10 protein-coding genes are annotated in these 13,564 nt (G+C 64.3%); 4 read left to right on the top strand and 6 right to left on the bottom strand.

What is annotated here, in order from left to right; all coding sequences use genetic code 11:
- The first annotated feature begins 22 nt into the window (after positions 1–22).
- Complete coding sequence (locus PQQ86_RS11445; protein WP_054041016.1) at positions 23–502, top strand: glutathione peroxidase; 480 nt, start codon at positions 23–25, stop codon at positions 500–502.
- Positions 503–626: 124 nt separating this feature from the next.
- Here PQQ86_RS11445 and cls read toward each other — a convergent pair whose 3' ends face one another.
- From cls to dapC, 6 genes are all read right to left on the bottom strand, one after another.
- Positions 627–2,066 (bottom strand): cardiolipin synthase, encoded by a 1,440-nt coding sequence (gene cls, locus PQQ86_RS11440; RefSeq protein ID WP_408270228.1) that lies wholly within the window; start codon positions 2,064–2,066, stop codon positions 627–629.
- A gap of 266 nt (positions 2,067–2,332) precedes the next feature.
- Positions 2,333–3,217, bottom strand: a complete 885-nt coding sequence (prmB, locus tag PQQ86_RS11435) for a 50S ribosomal protein L3 N(5)-glutamine methyltransferase (protein ID WP_408266667.1) — start codon at positions 3,215–3,217, stop codon at positions 2,333–2,335.
- Between the two features lie 16 nt (positions 3,218–3,233).
- On the bottom strand, positions 3,234–4,373 hold the full coding sequence (dapE, locus tag PQQ86_RS11430) for a succinyl-diaminopimelate desuccinylase (protein ID WP_408266665.1): 1,140 nt from the start codon (positions 4,371–4,373) through the stop codon (positions 3,234–3,236).
- 190 nt (positions 4,374–4,563) lie between these two features.
- Positions 4,564–4,929: an ArsC family reductase gene (locus PQQ86_RS11425; RefSeq protein WP_097389617.1), complete on the bottom strand. Its 366-nt coding sequence runs from the start codon at positions 4,927–4,929 to the stop codon at positions 4,564–4,566.
- Entirely contained in the window at positions 4,929–5,756 is an 828-nt protein-coding gene (gene dapD, locus PQQ86_RS11420; RefSeq protein ID WP_054041009.1) for a 2,3,4,5-tetrahydropyridine-2,6-dicarboxylate N-succinyltransferase, read from the bottom strand. Before dapD ends, PQQ86_RS11425 begins: the two co-directional genes overlap by 1 nt.
- Before the next feature lie 82 nt (positions 5,757–5,838).
- Positions 5,839–7,056: a succinyldiaminopimelate transaminase gene (gene dapC, locus PQQ86_RS11415; protein WP_408266662.1), complete on the bottom strand. Its 1,218-nt coding sequence runs from the start codon at positions 7,054–7,056 to the stop codon at positions 5,839–5,841.
- Between the two features lie 388 nt (positions 7,057–7,444).
- On the opposite strand from dapC, the gene PQQ86_RS11410 reads away from it, so the two are divergent.
- The 3 genes from PQQ86_RS11410 (at position 7,445) to PQQ86_RS11400 (ending at position 13,497) form a co-directional block, all read left to right on the top strand.
- Positions 7,445–8,455 (top strand): DMT family transporter, encoded by a 1,011-nt coding sequence (locus PQQ86_RS11410; protein ID WP_408266660.1) that lies wholly within the window; start codon positions 7,445–7,447, stop codon positions 8,453–8,455.
- A gap of 149 nt (positions 8,456–8,604) precedes the next feature.
- Positions 8,605–12,123, top strand: coding sequence for a chromosome segregation protein SMC (gene smc / locus PQQ86_RS11405; RefSeq protein ID WP_408266658.1), 3,519 nt, complete (start codon positions 8,605–8,607; stop codon positions 12,121–12,123).
- A gap of 129 nt (positions 12,124–12,252) precedes the next feature.
- On the top strand, positions 12,253–13,497 hold the full coding sequence (locus PQQ86_RS11400; RefSeq protein ID WP_408266656.1) for a cell division protein ZipA C-terminal FtsZ-binding domain-containing protein: 1,245 nt from the start codon (positions 12,253–12,255) through the stop codon (positions 13,495–13,497).
- Positions 13,498–13,564: the final 67 nt, after the last annotated feature.

The following is a 13,564-nucleotide window of genomic DNA, read 5'->3' as shown; positions in this document are numbered from 1 at the left end:
GACGGCTTTACGGGGAGAGCACATGACATCGATTTATTCGTTTTCCGCACGTACGCTTGGCGGCGAGGAAGTGAGCCTCGAGCGCTATCAGGGCAAGGTCTTGCTGATCGTCAATACGGCGAGCGAATGCGGGTTCACGCCGCAGTACGCGGGTCTGCAAAAGGTTTATGACACGTACGCCGCGCGCGGCCTCGCGGTGCTCGGTTTTCCGTGCAACCAGTTCGGCAAGCAGGAACCAGGTGACGCCACGCAGATTGGCAGTTTCTGCGAAAAGAATTACGGCGTGACCTTTCCGATGTTCGACAAGATCGATGTGAACGGCGCCAATGCGCATCCGCTGTTCCGCTATCTGACGGGCGAGGCGCCGGGCTTGCTGGGGCTCGAAGCGATCAAATGGAACTTCACCAAGTTCCTGATCGGCCGCGACGGCAACGTGGTGAAGCGCTATGCGCCGCTGACCAAGCCCGAGGCGATTGTCGAAGACATCGAAAAGCAGTTGTAATGCGCGGCGCGGCCGAAGGTTCGACAGGAACTGTGAGCTGGAGTTGGAGGCCGGGCACGAGCCAGCGCTCAAACCCGAGCTGATGTCGATGCCGGTGCGGCCCGGTGGCGCAGCAGCAGGGGCGCTACAGGATCGGCGAGAACAACCGCGCCACGTGCATCAACACGCGCCGCAGCGCGCTCGCGTTGCGGTACTCGGTGCGGTCGATTTCGAGCGACTCCGCGAAGTCCTTGAGCAGCATCGCTTCGACATCTTTGGCGAAGCCGCGGTCCACGGTCAGCACCATGATTTCGAAGTTCAAGCGGAACGAGCGGTTGTCGAGATTGGCGCTGCCGATGGCCGCCGCCGCGCCGTCGATCAGCACGACCTTCTGATGCAGGAAGCCTGGCTGGTAGCGGAAGATGCGGATGCCCGCGCGCAGCGAGTCGTACGCATACAGTTTCGAGGCCGCGAACACCACGCGGTGATCGCGTCGGCACGGAATCAGAATGCGCACGTCCACGCCGCGTAGCACGGCCAGTCGCAACGCAGCGAATACGGCTTCGTCGGGGATAAGATAAGGCGTGGTGATCCAGATCCGCTCGCGTGCCGCATTGATCGCTTCGACGAAGAAGAGCGAGCAGGTCTCCTGCTTGTCGGCCGGACCGCTCGGCACTACGAGGCAGTGCATGCCCTCGTCGGCGGGCTGGAAAGCCGGCATGGTGAACTCGGGCAACTGCTGGGTCGCCCAGTGCCAGTCCTCGGTGAACACGAATTGAATGCTGGCGACAGCCGGGCCGCGCACTTCGATATGCGTATCGCGCCAGGGCGACAGGGGCGGCTTGCTGCCGAGATATTCGACACCCACGTTATGTCCGCCGACAAACGCGCGCTCACCGTCCACCGAGACAATCTTGCGGTGATTGCGGAAGTTCAGCTGCAAGCGGTTCACGAAGCGGCGATTGGTGGCGAACGGGTGCGTCTCCACGCCGGCCGCGCGCAGCGCCGCTACGTAGCGATGGGGCAGATCGAAACTGCCGATGCTGTCGTACAGGAAATAGACGCGCACGCCTTGCTGCGCTTTCGCGATCAATGCGTCTTTAAGCATCTCGCCGAGCGCGTCGTCACGCACGATAAAGAACTGCACGATCACGTAATTGTGAGCGCCTTCGATCGCTTCGAAGATCGCCTCGAAAGTGGCGGCGCCGTTGACCAGCGTGCGCACGGAATTGCCCGGCAGGAACGGCATGCCACCCAGGCGCGTGAGCGAATGGACGAGCCTCGCGCCAAGTTCCTGGGTAGGCAGCCCTGCCGAGGAGGCCTGCGTATCCCATACCTGAGGATGGGCGCGGGTGCGCAGCAACTCGTTTTCGATGCGGCGCGCGTCGGCGTAACCCTGGAATTTGCTGCGACCGAGGAACAGGTACGGCACCAGCGTCAGATACGGCATGGCGACTAGCGACACGGCCCACGCGATCGCGCCTTGCGATGTGCGGGTGTACAGAATCGCGTGGCACGCCGCCACCACGCCGAGAATATGGGCGAGGGCGACCAGCGTGCCGATGTGAAGCAGGTCGAATTCCATAGGCGGGCGAAGGGTTGGCAAGGCGCCGCCGCTGCTGCCTGACGACGCAGCGTGCAGCTGACCGCGCCCATCTTACCGAACGTGCGTGCGTTGGGGTGGCGTGACGGTCCAGCTTCTTCGGGGATTCCGCGAATGCAGGGGGGCGGCCGGGGAGAGGCGGGCGGTGCTGGCGTGTGCGGCCAGGCGCTTCGACACGCGCGGCAGGCAATCAACGTCTGCCGCGCGTGTCGTGTAATAAAGCGGTCCGGCGATCCAGTGATCCAGCGTTACACCGGCAGATCCGCGGCCTGAATCAGGAACACGTTGTCGTCGCCGGCACTCGTCGACAGCCAGACCAGATCGAGGCCGCCGAAGGCCGCTTCGACGTTCGCGCGCTCGTTGCCGATCTCGACCACCAGCACGCCGTCGTCGGTCAGCCAGTTGCGCGCTTCGGCGATGATCCGGCGCACGATGTCCATGCCGTCCGTGCCGCCTGCCAAAGCCATGTCCGGCTCGTGCTTGTACTCGGCGGGCAGTTCCTGCATGGAAGTGGCGTTCACATACGGCGGATTGCTGATGATCACGTCGTAGCGGCGCTCGGCGAGCGGCGCGTACAGGTCGCCTTCGAAGAGCGCGATGCGGTCGTCGAGATGGTAGTCCGCGACATTGCGCGTGGCGACTTCGAGAGCGGGAGCGGAGAGATCGACGGCGTCGATATCCGCGTTCGGGAAGGCATGCGCCGCGAGGATCGCAAGGCAGCCGGAGCCGGTGCACAGTTCGAGCACGGCGCCAACCTGCTCAGGATCTTCGACGTAAGGCTGCAGACCGTCCTGCAGCAACTCGCCGATGAACGAGCGCGGCACGATCACGCGTTCGTCCACGTGGAAGCGAAAGCCGTGCATCCACGCTTCCTGCGTGATGTACGCCGCCGGCACGCGTTGGCCCGCGCGGCGCTCGATCACGTTCAGCACGGCGTCTACCTCGGCCGCGGAGAGACGCGCGTCGAGGAACGGCTCCAGCAGATCGAGCGGCAGATGCAGCGTGTGCAATATCAGATAAGCGGCTTCGTCGTAGGCGTTGGCCGAGCCGTGGCCGAACGACAACTCGGCCTGGTTGAAGCGCGACACCGCGAAACGCAGCAGGTCGCGGACAGTGGAAAACGGGAGCGTCATCGCAGAAATTCCTTGGTCAGGCGATCAGTTGTTCGAGCACGCGGCGATATACGTTCTTCAGCGGCTCGATGTGTGCGACTTCGATATGTTCGTCGATCTTGTGGATGCTGGCGTTCAGCGGGCCGAATTCGATCACCTGCTCGCAGATGCGGGCGATGAAGCGGCCATCCGAGGTGCCGCCGGTGGTCGACAGTTCGGTCGTGACGCCGGTTTCGTCCTTGATCGCTTTAGCCAGTGCGTTCGACAGATCGCCGCGCGGTGTGAGAAACGGCAGGCCGCTCACAGTCCATTGCAGGTCGTACTCGAGATTGTGTTTGTCGAGGATCGCATGGACGCGAGCCTGCAAGCCTTCCACCGTGCTCGCCGTCGAGAAGCGGAAGTTGAACATCACGTCCGCATGGCCGGGAATCACGTTGGTCGCGCCGGTGCCGCTATGGATGTTCGACACCTGCCAGGTGGTGGGCGGGAAGTACTCGTTGCCGTCGTCCCAGCGTTCGGCGACCAGCTCGGCCAGCACGGGCGCGAGCAGATGCACCGGATTTTTCGCCAGATGCGGATAGGCGATATGGCCTTGCACACCCTTGACGATCAGCTTGCCCGACATGGAACCGCGCCGGCCATTCTTCACCATGTCGCCGAACTGCGCGCTCGAGGTCGGTTCGCCGACGATGCAGTAGTCCATGCGCTCGCCGCGCGCCTTCAACGCCTCGACGACCTTGACGGTGCCGTCGGTGGCGGGGCCTTCTTCGTCGCTTGTAATCAGGAATGCGATCGAGCCGCGATGCGCCGGGTGCGCCGCGACGAATTCCTCGCTTGCCACCACGAAGCCGGCGATCGACGACTTCATGTCCGCCGCGCCGCGGCCGTAGAGCTTGCCGTCACGATGGGTCGGCTCGAACGGCGCCGAGTGCCATTGTTCGAGCGGGCCGGTCGGCACGACGTCCGTGTGGCCGGCGAACGCGAGCAACTTGCCGCGCGTGCCGTCGACGCCGCGTTTGACGGCCCACAGGTTGGTCACGCCGTTCGATTCGATCGTCTCGTGCTCGAAGCCGAGCGCGGACAGGCGTTCGATCAGGAGGCGCTGGCAATGCTGGTCGTCGGGCGTGACAGACGCGCGCGCGATCAGTTGTTCGGTAAGGGCAAGGGTGCCGGACATGGATTCAGTACAAGCCACTTTGAAATGAAAAAATGCCGGCTGGCGGTTGGACACCGCAGCCGGCAACAGCTTTTAAGCAACGCGGCGAGGCCGCGTTTTACTACCCGTTGCGTTCGATCGTGGCGCTGAGCCTGGTGTCCAGCCCCGCGCGCCGAGTCACGCGAGTGGGAATGCGCATCAGCAAACAGCGTCAGGCAAACAGCGCCGTGTACTCGTCCGCGGAAAAACCGAGCGACTTGACCTTTCCGTTGACCACCAGCACCGGCCGCTTGATTACCGACGGCTTGTGAATCATCAACGCGATCGCGCCCGACTGCGTGTCCGCCGCCGCCTTCATGTCGTCCGACAGGCCGCGCCAGGTCGTGCCGCGACGGTTCAGCAATGCGTCGAGCTTCACGTCTTTCAGCCAGTCCTGAACCAGCGGCTCGGTTACGCCGTGCTTCTTGAAGTCGTGGAACTCGAACTCGACGCCGTGCTCTTCCAGCCACACACGGGCTTTCTTCACGGTGTCGCAGTTCGGGATGCCGTAGACGACGGTCTTGGTGCCGCGTGCCATCAGTCGCCTCGCAGCAGCTCGTTCAGGCCGACCTTCGCACGCGTCTTGGCGTCGACCTTCTTGACGATCACGGCGCAGTACAGGCTGTGCGAGCCGTCCTTCGACGGCAGGTTGCCCGCCACCACCACCGAGCCCGCCGGAATGCGGCCGTACGTGACTTCACCGGTTTCGCGGTCGTAAATCTTGGTGCTTTGGCCGAGGTACACGCCCATCGAGATCACCGAGTTTTCTTCGACAATTACGCCTTCCACCACTTCCGAACGCGCGCCGATGAAGCAGTTGTCTTCGATGATGACCGGGTTCGCCTGCAGCGGTTCCAGCACGCCGCCGATGCCCACGCCACCCGAAAGGTGGACGTTCTTGCCGATCTGCGCGCACGAGCCGACGGTCGCCCACGTGTCGACCATCGTGCCTTCGTCCACATAGGCGCCGATGTTGGTGTACGACGGCATCAGCACGACGTTCTTCGCGATGAACGAGCCGCGGCGCGCGATGGCGGGCGGCACCACGCGGAAGCCGCCGGCTGCGAAGTCTTCAGCGGTGTAGTTGGCGAACTTCGACGGCACCTTGTCGTAGAACTGCGAGTAGCCGCCAGCCGGCTGCACCACGTTGTCTTCCAGGCGGAACGACAGCAGCACGGCTTTCTTCAGCCATTGATTGACGACCCAGTCGCCGTCCTTCTTCTCGGCCACGCGCAGCGCGCCCTTGTCCAGTTGCTCGATGGCGTGGGCGACGGCTTCGCGCACCTCGGCCGGCGCGGCCTTCGGCGACAGGTCGGCGCGGTTTTCCCAGGCGGTATCAATGATCTGCTGAAGTTGTTGCGACATATGCGTGCTTTTCTGAAGAGTTGAAGTCTGAAGAAGGGAGTGCGGTGCGCGGGGTTGCCGAATATGAAAATTCGCGAAAACTTCAACCCGCGAGCGCGCGGCAAAAATCGACGATTCGTTGTGCGCCCTGCGTGCATTCGTCGACATCGGCGACGAGCGCCATGCGCACGAAATTGCGGCCGGGGTTCACGCCGTGCGCAGTGCGCGCGAGGAATGAGCCCGGCAGAACCGTCACATTATAGTCGGCGTAGAGGCGCTGGGCGAACCCGGTGTCCGACAGGCCCGTGCGCGAGACGTCCGCCCACAGGTAGAACGCGGCGTCCGGCAGGCGTACGTCGAGCACCTCGGCGAGCATCGGCGTCACGGTGGAAAACTTCTGCACGTACTTCGCGCGGTTCTCGCGCACGTGCGTTTCGTCATTCCAGGCCGCGATGCTGGCACTCTGGAACACCGTCGACAAGGCCGTGCCGTGGTATGTCCGGTATAGCAGGAAGTCTTTCAGAATTGCCGCGTCGCCCGCCACGAAGCCCGAGCGCATGCCTGGCACGTTCGAGCGCTTGGAGAGGCTGGAGAGCATCACGAGGCGCTCGAAGCCGCGGCCAAGCTTGTGGGCCGCTTCCAGGCCGCCGAGTGGCGGATTGGCTTCGTCGAAGTAGATTTCCGAGTAGCACTCGTCCGAGGCGATCACGAAACCGTAACGGTCCGACAGGGCGAACAGTTCGCGCCAGTCGTCGAGCGTGAGCACCGCGCCGGTGGGATTGCCCGGCGAGCACACGTACAGCAGCTGCGTGCGCGCCCAGATGTCGGCCGGCACCGCCGAATAGTCGCAGGCGAAGTTGCGCGCTGGGTCGCTATTTACGAAGTACGGCTGCGCGCCGGCCAGAATCGCCGCGCCTTCATAGATTTGGTAGAACGGGTTCGGACAGAGTACGATCGCAGGCTCGCCGTCAGCATTACGCTTGGGGTCGATGACCGTTTGTGCGAGCGCAAAAAGCGCCTCGCGCGAGCCCGCCACCGGCAGCACCTGGGTGGCCGGATCGACCGGCGGCAGGTTGTAGCGCTGGGTCGCCCATTTCGCGATCGATTCGCGCAGTGCCGGCGAACCGATGGTGGCCGGATACGCCGCCAAGCCGCCGAGCGAAGCGATCACCGCGTCGCGAATCAGCACGGGCGTGGGATGTTTCGGTTCGCCGATGCCGAAGCTGATGTGCGCGAGGCCGGCCGGCGGCGTGACGTCCTTGAAAAGCGCACGCAGCTTTTCGAACGGATAGGGCTGAAGGGAGTCGAGTAGCGGGTTCACTGGGCGGATCGAGCCTGATCGAAGATGGGCGCAGAGGAATGCTGGCACGCATGCTGACCGTAAAACGCATGAAACACGCGAAAAGGGCGGCAGCGGCGGCGAGCGAATGATTATAGCGTGGCGGCGCGCACGGGAAATTCATGGCGGCGCCTCGCGTGTAAGACGCGGCGCAACCCGCCAGGCGGCGCAGGCAATGCGACGCAGCGGGAACGACGCGAACCGCAGACGGTTCGCGCAAAAAAGAAGCAGGAGCAGCAATGTATTTAGCAGCAACGGAGACATCAGGACGATTCGGACGATTCGAACAAAGAGGGCGCAAGAACGCCGCCGTCGGCAAAGTCAGCAACATCGCCCGCAGGAGCAGCAACCGCCGCGGGAGCCTTACATCATGACCAACTGGCTTCGCAATGGCTGGCCGACGCTCGCGATCATGCTGGGCGCCTCGGTATGGGGGATGATCTGGTACCCGCTGCGCATGCTGAATGCGCTCGGCGTGACCGGCACGGCGGCAAGCGCGCTCACGAGCGCCGCCGGTTGCCTGTTCGTTCTGCTGGTCCGTTATCGTGCGCTCAAGACGGTGCGCTGGCACTGGCTGCTGCCGGCGCTCGCGCTGGCAGCCGGCGTGACCAATCTCGGTTTCGTGTGGGGCTCGATCCACGGCGAGGTGATGCGCGTCCTGCTGCTGTTTTATCTCACCCCCGCCTGGACCGCGCTCTTTGCGCACTTCATCTTGCACGAACGGCTGACCTGGTCGGGCGCAGGCCTTGCTGCGCTGTCGCTGGCCGGTGCGATGACCATGCTGTGGTCGCCGCAACTGGGCCTCCCGGTGCCCGGTAACCTCGCCGAATGGGCGGGGCTCGCGGGCGGCATGGGTTTCGCGATGAGCAACGTGCTGATCCTCAAGACGAGCCGCGTGCTGCCTGAGATGAAGCCCGAAATGCGCACCGCGACGATCTTCGGCGGCGCGGCGATTTTCAGCGCCTGCGCATCGCTGTTCGAGGCGATGCCGGCACCGCCCACTGGCGCGCATCTCGGCACGGCCGCGTTACTAGTGCTCGGCCTCGGCTTTCTGCTGGCTTCGAACAATATGCTCGTGCAGTATGGACTCGCGCGCGTGCCGGCCAATCGGGCCTCGATCATCATGCTGTTCGAGATCGTGGTGACGGCCTTGTCCGCGTGGCTGTTCGCGGGCGAGTCGCCGGGCCCGCGCGAATGGGCCGGCGGCGCGTGCATCGTGCTGGCGTCGGCATTGTCCAGTTGGGTGCACCGGACCCGCGCCTTGCCGCCCGATCCGGCCAATCGGGATGCGGGTCTTGATGTCGACCACGACGCAGACCGCGATGCCGACCTCGGTGCGGACCGTAAGGACGCTAAGAACCGCTCGCGCGCGATGGTATGATTGCCCCTCATTAGCCGGCGCATGCTTCATCGCGTGCAGTTGGCGCCCGTGTCGCGGGGGTTCGCGGGCCGTTTCGCTGTATCGGCGAACGGCTGGCGCGGCCTTCACGAGCCACCTTTTATTTTCCCTTTTCAAACAGCGAAATCGCCGTGCGTCTGACCTCGATCAAACTCGCTGGCTTCAAGTCATTCGTCGATCCCACGCATTTCCAGGTTCCGGGCCAGCTTGTCGGCGTGGTCGGACCGAATGGGTGCGGCAAGTCCAACATCATCGACGCCGTGCGCTGGGTGCTCGGCGAATCGCGCGCTTCCGAGCTGCGCGGCGAGTCGATGCAGGACGTGATCTTCAATGGCTCGACCGCGCGCAAGCCGGGTAGCCGCGCCAGCGTCGAACTCGTGTTCGACAACGCCGACGGCCGCGCCGCCGGGCAGTGGGGGCAGTATGCCGAAATCGCCGTCAAGCGCGTGCTGACGCGCGACGGCACCTCGAGCTACTACATCAACAACCTGCCGGCGCGCCGCCGCGACATTCAGGACATCTTCCTCGGCACCGGCCTCGGGCCGCGTGCGTACGCAATCATCGGGCAGGGCATGATCGCGCGCCTGATCGAGGCGAAGCCGGAAGAGCTGCGCGTGTTCCTCGAAGAGGCCGCCGGCGTGTCGAAGTACAAGGAACGCCGCCGCGAGACGGAGAACCGTCTGCACGACACGCGCGAGAATCTGATCCGCGTCGAAGACATCGTCCGCGAACTCAGTGCGAACCTCGAGAAGCTCGAGGCGCAGGCGATCGTCGCGACGAAGTACAAGGATTTGCAGGCCGACGGCGAAGAGAAGCAGCGTCTGTTGTGGCTGCTGCGCAAGAACGAAGCCGGCGGCGAGCAGGAACGCCAGCAACGCGCGATCGAACAGGCGCAGATCGACCTCGAAGCGCAAACCGCGAAGCTGCGCGAAGTCGAAGCCCAACTCGAAACGCTGCGTGTCGCGCATTACTCCGCCAGCGACGCGATGCAGGGTGCGCAAGGTGCGTTGTACGAGGCGAATGCCGAAGTCAGCCGCCTCGAGGCCGAGATCAAGTTCATCGTCGAATCGCGTAACCGCACGCAGGCGCAGATTGCCGCGTTGACGGCGCAGCGCGAGCAGTGGCAGTCGCAAGCGCAGAAGGCGCAAGACGATCTCGAAGACGCTGAAGAACAACTGGCCGTCGCCGACGAAAAGGCCGCACTGGCCGAAGACGAGGCCGCCGCCAAGCATGATGCGATGCCGGCGCTCGAAGCGCGCTGGCGCGATGCGCAGACCGAACTGAATGCCGAGCGTGGCGGTATCGCGCAGACCGAACAGGCACTCAAGCTCGAAGCCGCGCATCAACGCAATGCCGATCAGCAATTGCAGCAGTTGCAGCAGCGTCACGAACGGCTGAAGTCCGAAGCGGGCGGTCTGGATGCCCCTGACGAAGCGCAGCTCGAAGACATGCGCGCGCAGCTCGCCGAGCACGAAGAAATCCTGCACGACGCGCAGGCCCGTCTTGCCGACGCGCAGGAAACGCTGCCGCGGCTCGACGGCGAACGGCGCGTGGCCCAGGAACGGGTGCAGTCGGAAAGCGCACAGATTCATCAGCTCGACGCGCGCCTTGCCGCGCTCAAGCAACTGCAGGAAAACGTCCAGACCGAAGGCAAGATTCAGCCGTGGCTCGAAAAGCACGAGCTGAGCGGCTTGCCGCGTCTGTGGAAGAAGCTGCACGTCGAAGCCGGTTGGGAAGCCGCGCTCGAAGCGGTGCTGCGTGAGCGGCTCGCCGCCCTCGAAGTGTCGAATCTCGACTGGGTCAAGGCATTCGCCACCGACGCGCCGCCCGTCAAGCTCGCGTTCTACGCGCCGCCCGCAGCCGGTCAGCCGGGTGCTGCGCCGGCGGGTTTGCGTCCATTGCTGTCGCTGGTTCGCATCGACGACGCAGGCATTCGCGCCGTCCTGAATGACTGGCTCGGCCTCGCTTTCGTCGCTGACGATCTGCAACAGGCGCTCGCCATGCGCGCGCAATTGCCGGAAGGCGGCTCGTTCGTCGTCAAGGCCGGCCACGTCGTGACACGTGTCGGCGTCCAGCTGTATGCGGCCGATTCCGAACAGGCCGGCATGCTGGCCCGTCAGCAGGAAATCGAAAACCTGGGCCGCCAGGTGCGCGCGCAAGCCTTGCTCGCCGATGAGGCGAAGGCCGCCGCGATCCGCGCCGAAGCCGCGCACACGCAAGCCGCGCAAGCGTTGACCGATGTGCGTCAACAGTCGGAGCGCGCGACCCAACGTGTGCACGCCTTGCAGATGGACGTGCTCAAACTCGCGCAAGCGCATGAGCGTTACACGCAGCGCAGCACGCAAATCCGCGAAGAGCTCGAAGAAATCACCGCGCAGATCGAAGAGCAGCGCGCTTTGCGTGGCGAGTCGGAAGCAAACTTCGAGCGTCACGACTCCGAACTCGCCGAATTGCAGGCGCGTTTCGAAGATCACCAAATGGCCTTCGAAGCACTCGACGAAGCGCTCACCGCCGCGCGGGCCCAATCGCGCGATCTCGATCGGGCCGCCACCGACGCGCGCTTCGCCGCGCGCAACATGGCGAACCGCATCGACGAATTGAAGCGCAGCATCCAGGTCTCGCACGAGCAGAGCGAGCGTGTCGCCGCGTCGCTGGAAGATGCGCGCGCCGAACTGGAAACGATCAACGAGCAAACCGCGCATACCGGTCTGCAGGACGCGCTCGATATCCGCGCGGTCAAGGAAGAAGCGCTGCACGCCGCGCGTCTGGAACTGGACGACCTGACGGCCAAGCTGCGTGCCGCCGACGAAACCCGTCTGACCGCCGAGCGTGCGCTGCAGCCGCTGCGCGACCGCATCAACGAATTGCAGCTGAAGGAACAGGCTGCGCGCCTGAACGGCGAGCAGTTCATCGAGCAACTGGCGGCAGCCGGTGTCGATGAGGCCGAGTTGCAGGCCAAGCTCACGCCGGACATGAAGCCGTCCTATCTGCAAGGCGAAGTCACGCGGATCAACAACGCGATCACCGCGCTGGGCCCGGTCAACATGGCCGCGTTGGACGAACTGAAGGCGGCGACCGAGCGCAAGACGTTCCTCGATGCACAATCGGCCGACCTGAACAACGCGATCGAAACGCTGGAAGACGCGATCCGCAAGATCGACGGCGAAACGCGTACGCTGCTGCAGGGTACCTTCGACGAAGTGAACCGTCATTTCGGCGAGCTGTTCCCGCGTCTCTTTGGCGGTGGTCAGGCCAGGCTGATCATGACCGGCGACGAAATTCTCGACGCCGGCGTGCAAGTGATGGCGCAACCGCCGGGCAAGAAAAATTCGACGATTCACCTGCTGTCGGGCGGCGAGAAGGCCTTGACCGCCACCGCGCTGGTGTTCGCGATGTTCCAGCTGAATCCCGCGCCGTTCTGTCTGCTCGACGAAGTGGACGCGCCGCTAGACGACGCCAACACGGAACGCTTCGCGAACCTCGTGCGCGCGATGTCGGACAAGACGCAGTTCCTGTTCATTTCGCACAACAAGATCGCGATGGAAATGGCCCAGCAACTGATCGGCGTGACCATGCAGGAGCAGGGCGTGTCGCGGATCGTTGCCGTCGACATGGAATCGGCTGCTGGTTTCGCCCAGAATATCGGTTAAGTTTTCGTTTAAGTTTTTGTTCAGGTTGATCATCGCGGGCGCCCGCGTTCAGCGCAGCGGCCATCGGCCGCGCGACACGTGGGGCGGGCGCAGAGCCGCGCAGACAGAAGAATTGCTGATGGAGCATGCATGGACGAGTTGACACTCGGTTTAATCGGCGCGGGTGCCGTGGTGGTCGGGGGCGTGGTCGTGTACAACGCATGGCAAGGCGCGAAGGTGCGCCGCAAGATGCCGCGTCCAATGCCGGCCGATACCGCCGAAAGTTTCGCGCGGGACGATCAGGAGGAGCAGAGTCCGTTTATCGAACCGGCCCGGCCGACCACGCGGCGCGAGCCTGTAGTGGGTTCGGAGCAGGCGGCGGAAACCGCGGCGGCGCGTGTCGAACCGACTTTTGGCGCGACCGCCGCGCCGCTCGATACGCCGGCCGATATTCAGGCCGAGACGACTACGCCGAATGGCTATCCGGAAGCGGAAGGCATTGCTGAAGCCGAAGGCGGCCATGCGGCGACGGCCGATGAGCCGATCCTGCCCGCTGCCACGACGATTTCGTCGGCGCCGCCGGCTATCGTGGATCGCCGCATCGACTGCATCGTGCCGATTCGTTTGAATGGCCCGGTGGCCGGCGACAAGGTGATTCCGCTCGCGCAGCGTCTGCGCCGTGCCGGCAGCAAGCCGGTGCATATCGAAGGCAAGCTCGAAGGCGGCGCGTGGGAATTGCTGCAAAACGGCGCGCGCTATGAAGAGCTCCGCGCGGCCGCGCAACTGGCCAACCGGAGTGGCGCACTCAACGAACTGGAGTTCTCCGAGTTCGTGACCGGCGTGCAGCAGTTTGCCGACGCGATCGACGCGTCGCCGGAATTTCCCGACATGCTCGAAACGGTCGCGATGGCGCGTGAGCTCGACGGCTTCGCCGCGCAGTGCGACGCGCAACTGTCGATCAACGTGCTCTCCGACGGGGCGCCGTGGTCGGCCAATTATGTCCAGGCCGTCGCGTCGCAGGACGGCTTGCTGCTCTCGCGCGACGGCACGCGCTTCGTCAAGCTCGACGCGAAGCAGAGCCCGGTCTTCATGCTGCAGTTCGGCGACACCAATTTCCTGCGCGACGACCTGACCTACAAGGGCGGCCAGATGATCACGCTGGTGCTCGACGTGCCGGTCGCGGACGAAGATATCCTGCCGTTTCGTCTGATGTGCGACTACGCGAAATCGTTGGCCGAGCGCATCGGCGGGCGGGTGGTCGATGACGGGCGCCGTCCGCTGCCGGAAACGGCGCTGCTGGCGATCGAAAAGCAGTTGATGACGCTTTACGCGAAGCTCGAGCAGGCGGGTATTCCGGCGGGTTCGCCGGCCACACGGCGTTTGTTCAGCCAGTAACGGCTCCGCAATTGCGCAGTATTCGACGGCCGCACACTGTGCGGCCGCTGGCGTTTGGGGCGGAATA

The organism is Paraburkholderia sediminicola, assembly GCF_046026675.1.
In the GTDB taxonomy this organism is placed as follows: Bacteria; Pseudomonadota; Gammaproteobacteria; order Burkholderiales; family Burkholderiaceae; genus Paraburkholderia; species Paraburkholderia sediminicola_F.
This window is presented reverse-complemented; position numbering and strand designations above follow the sequence as displayed.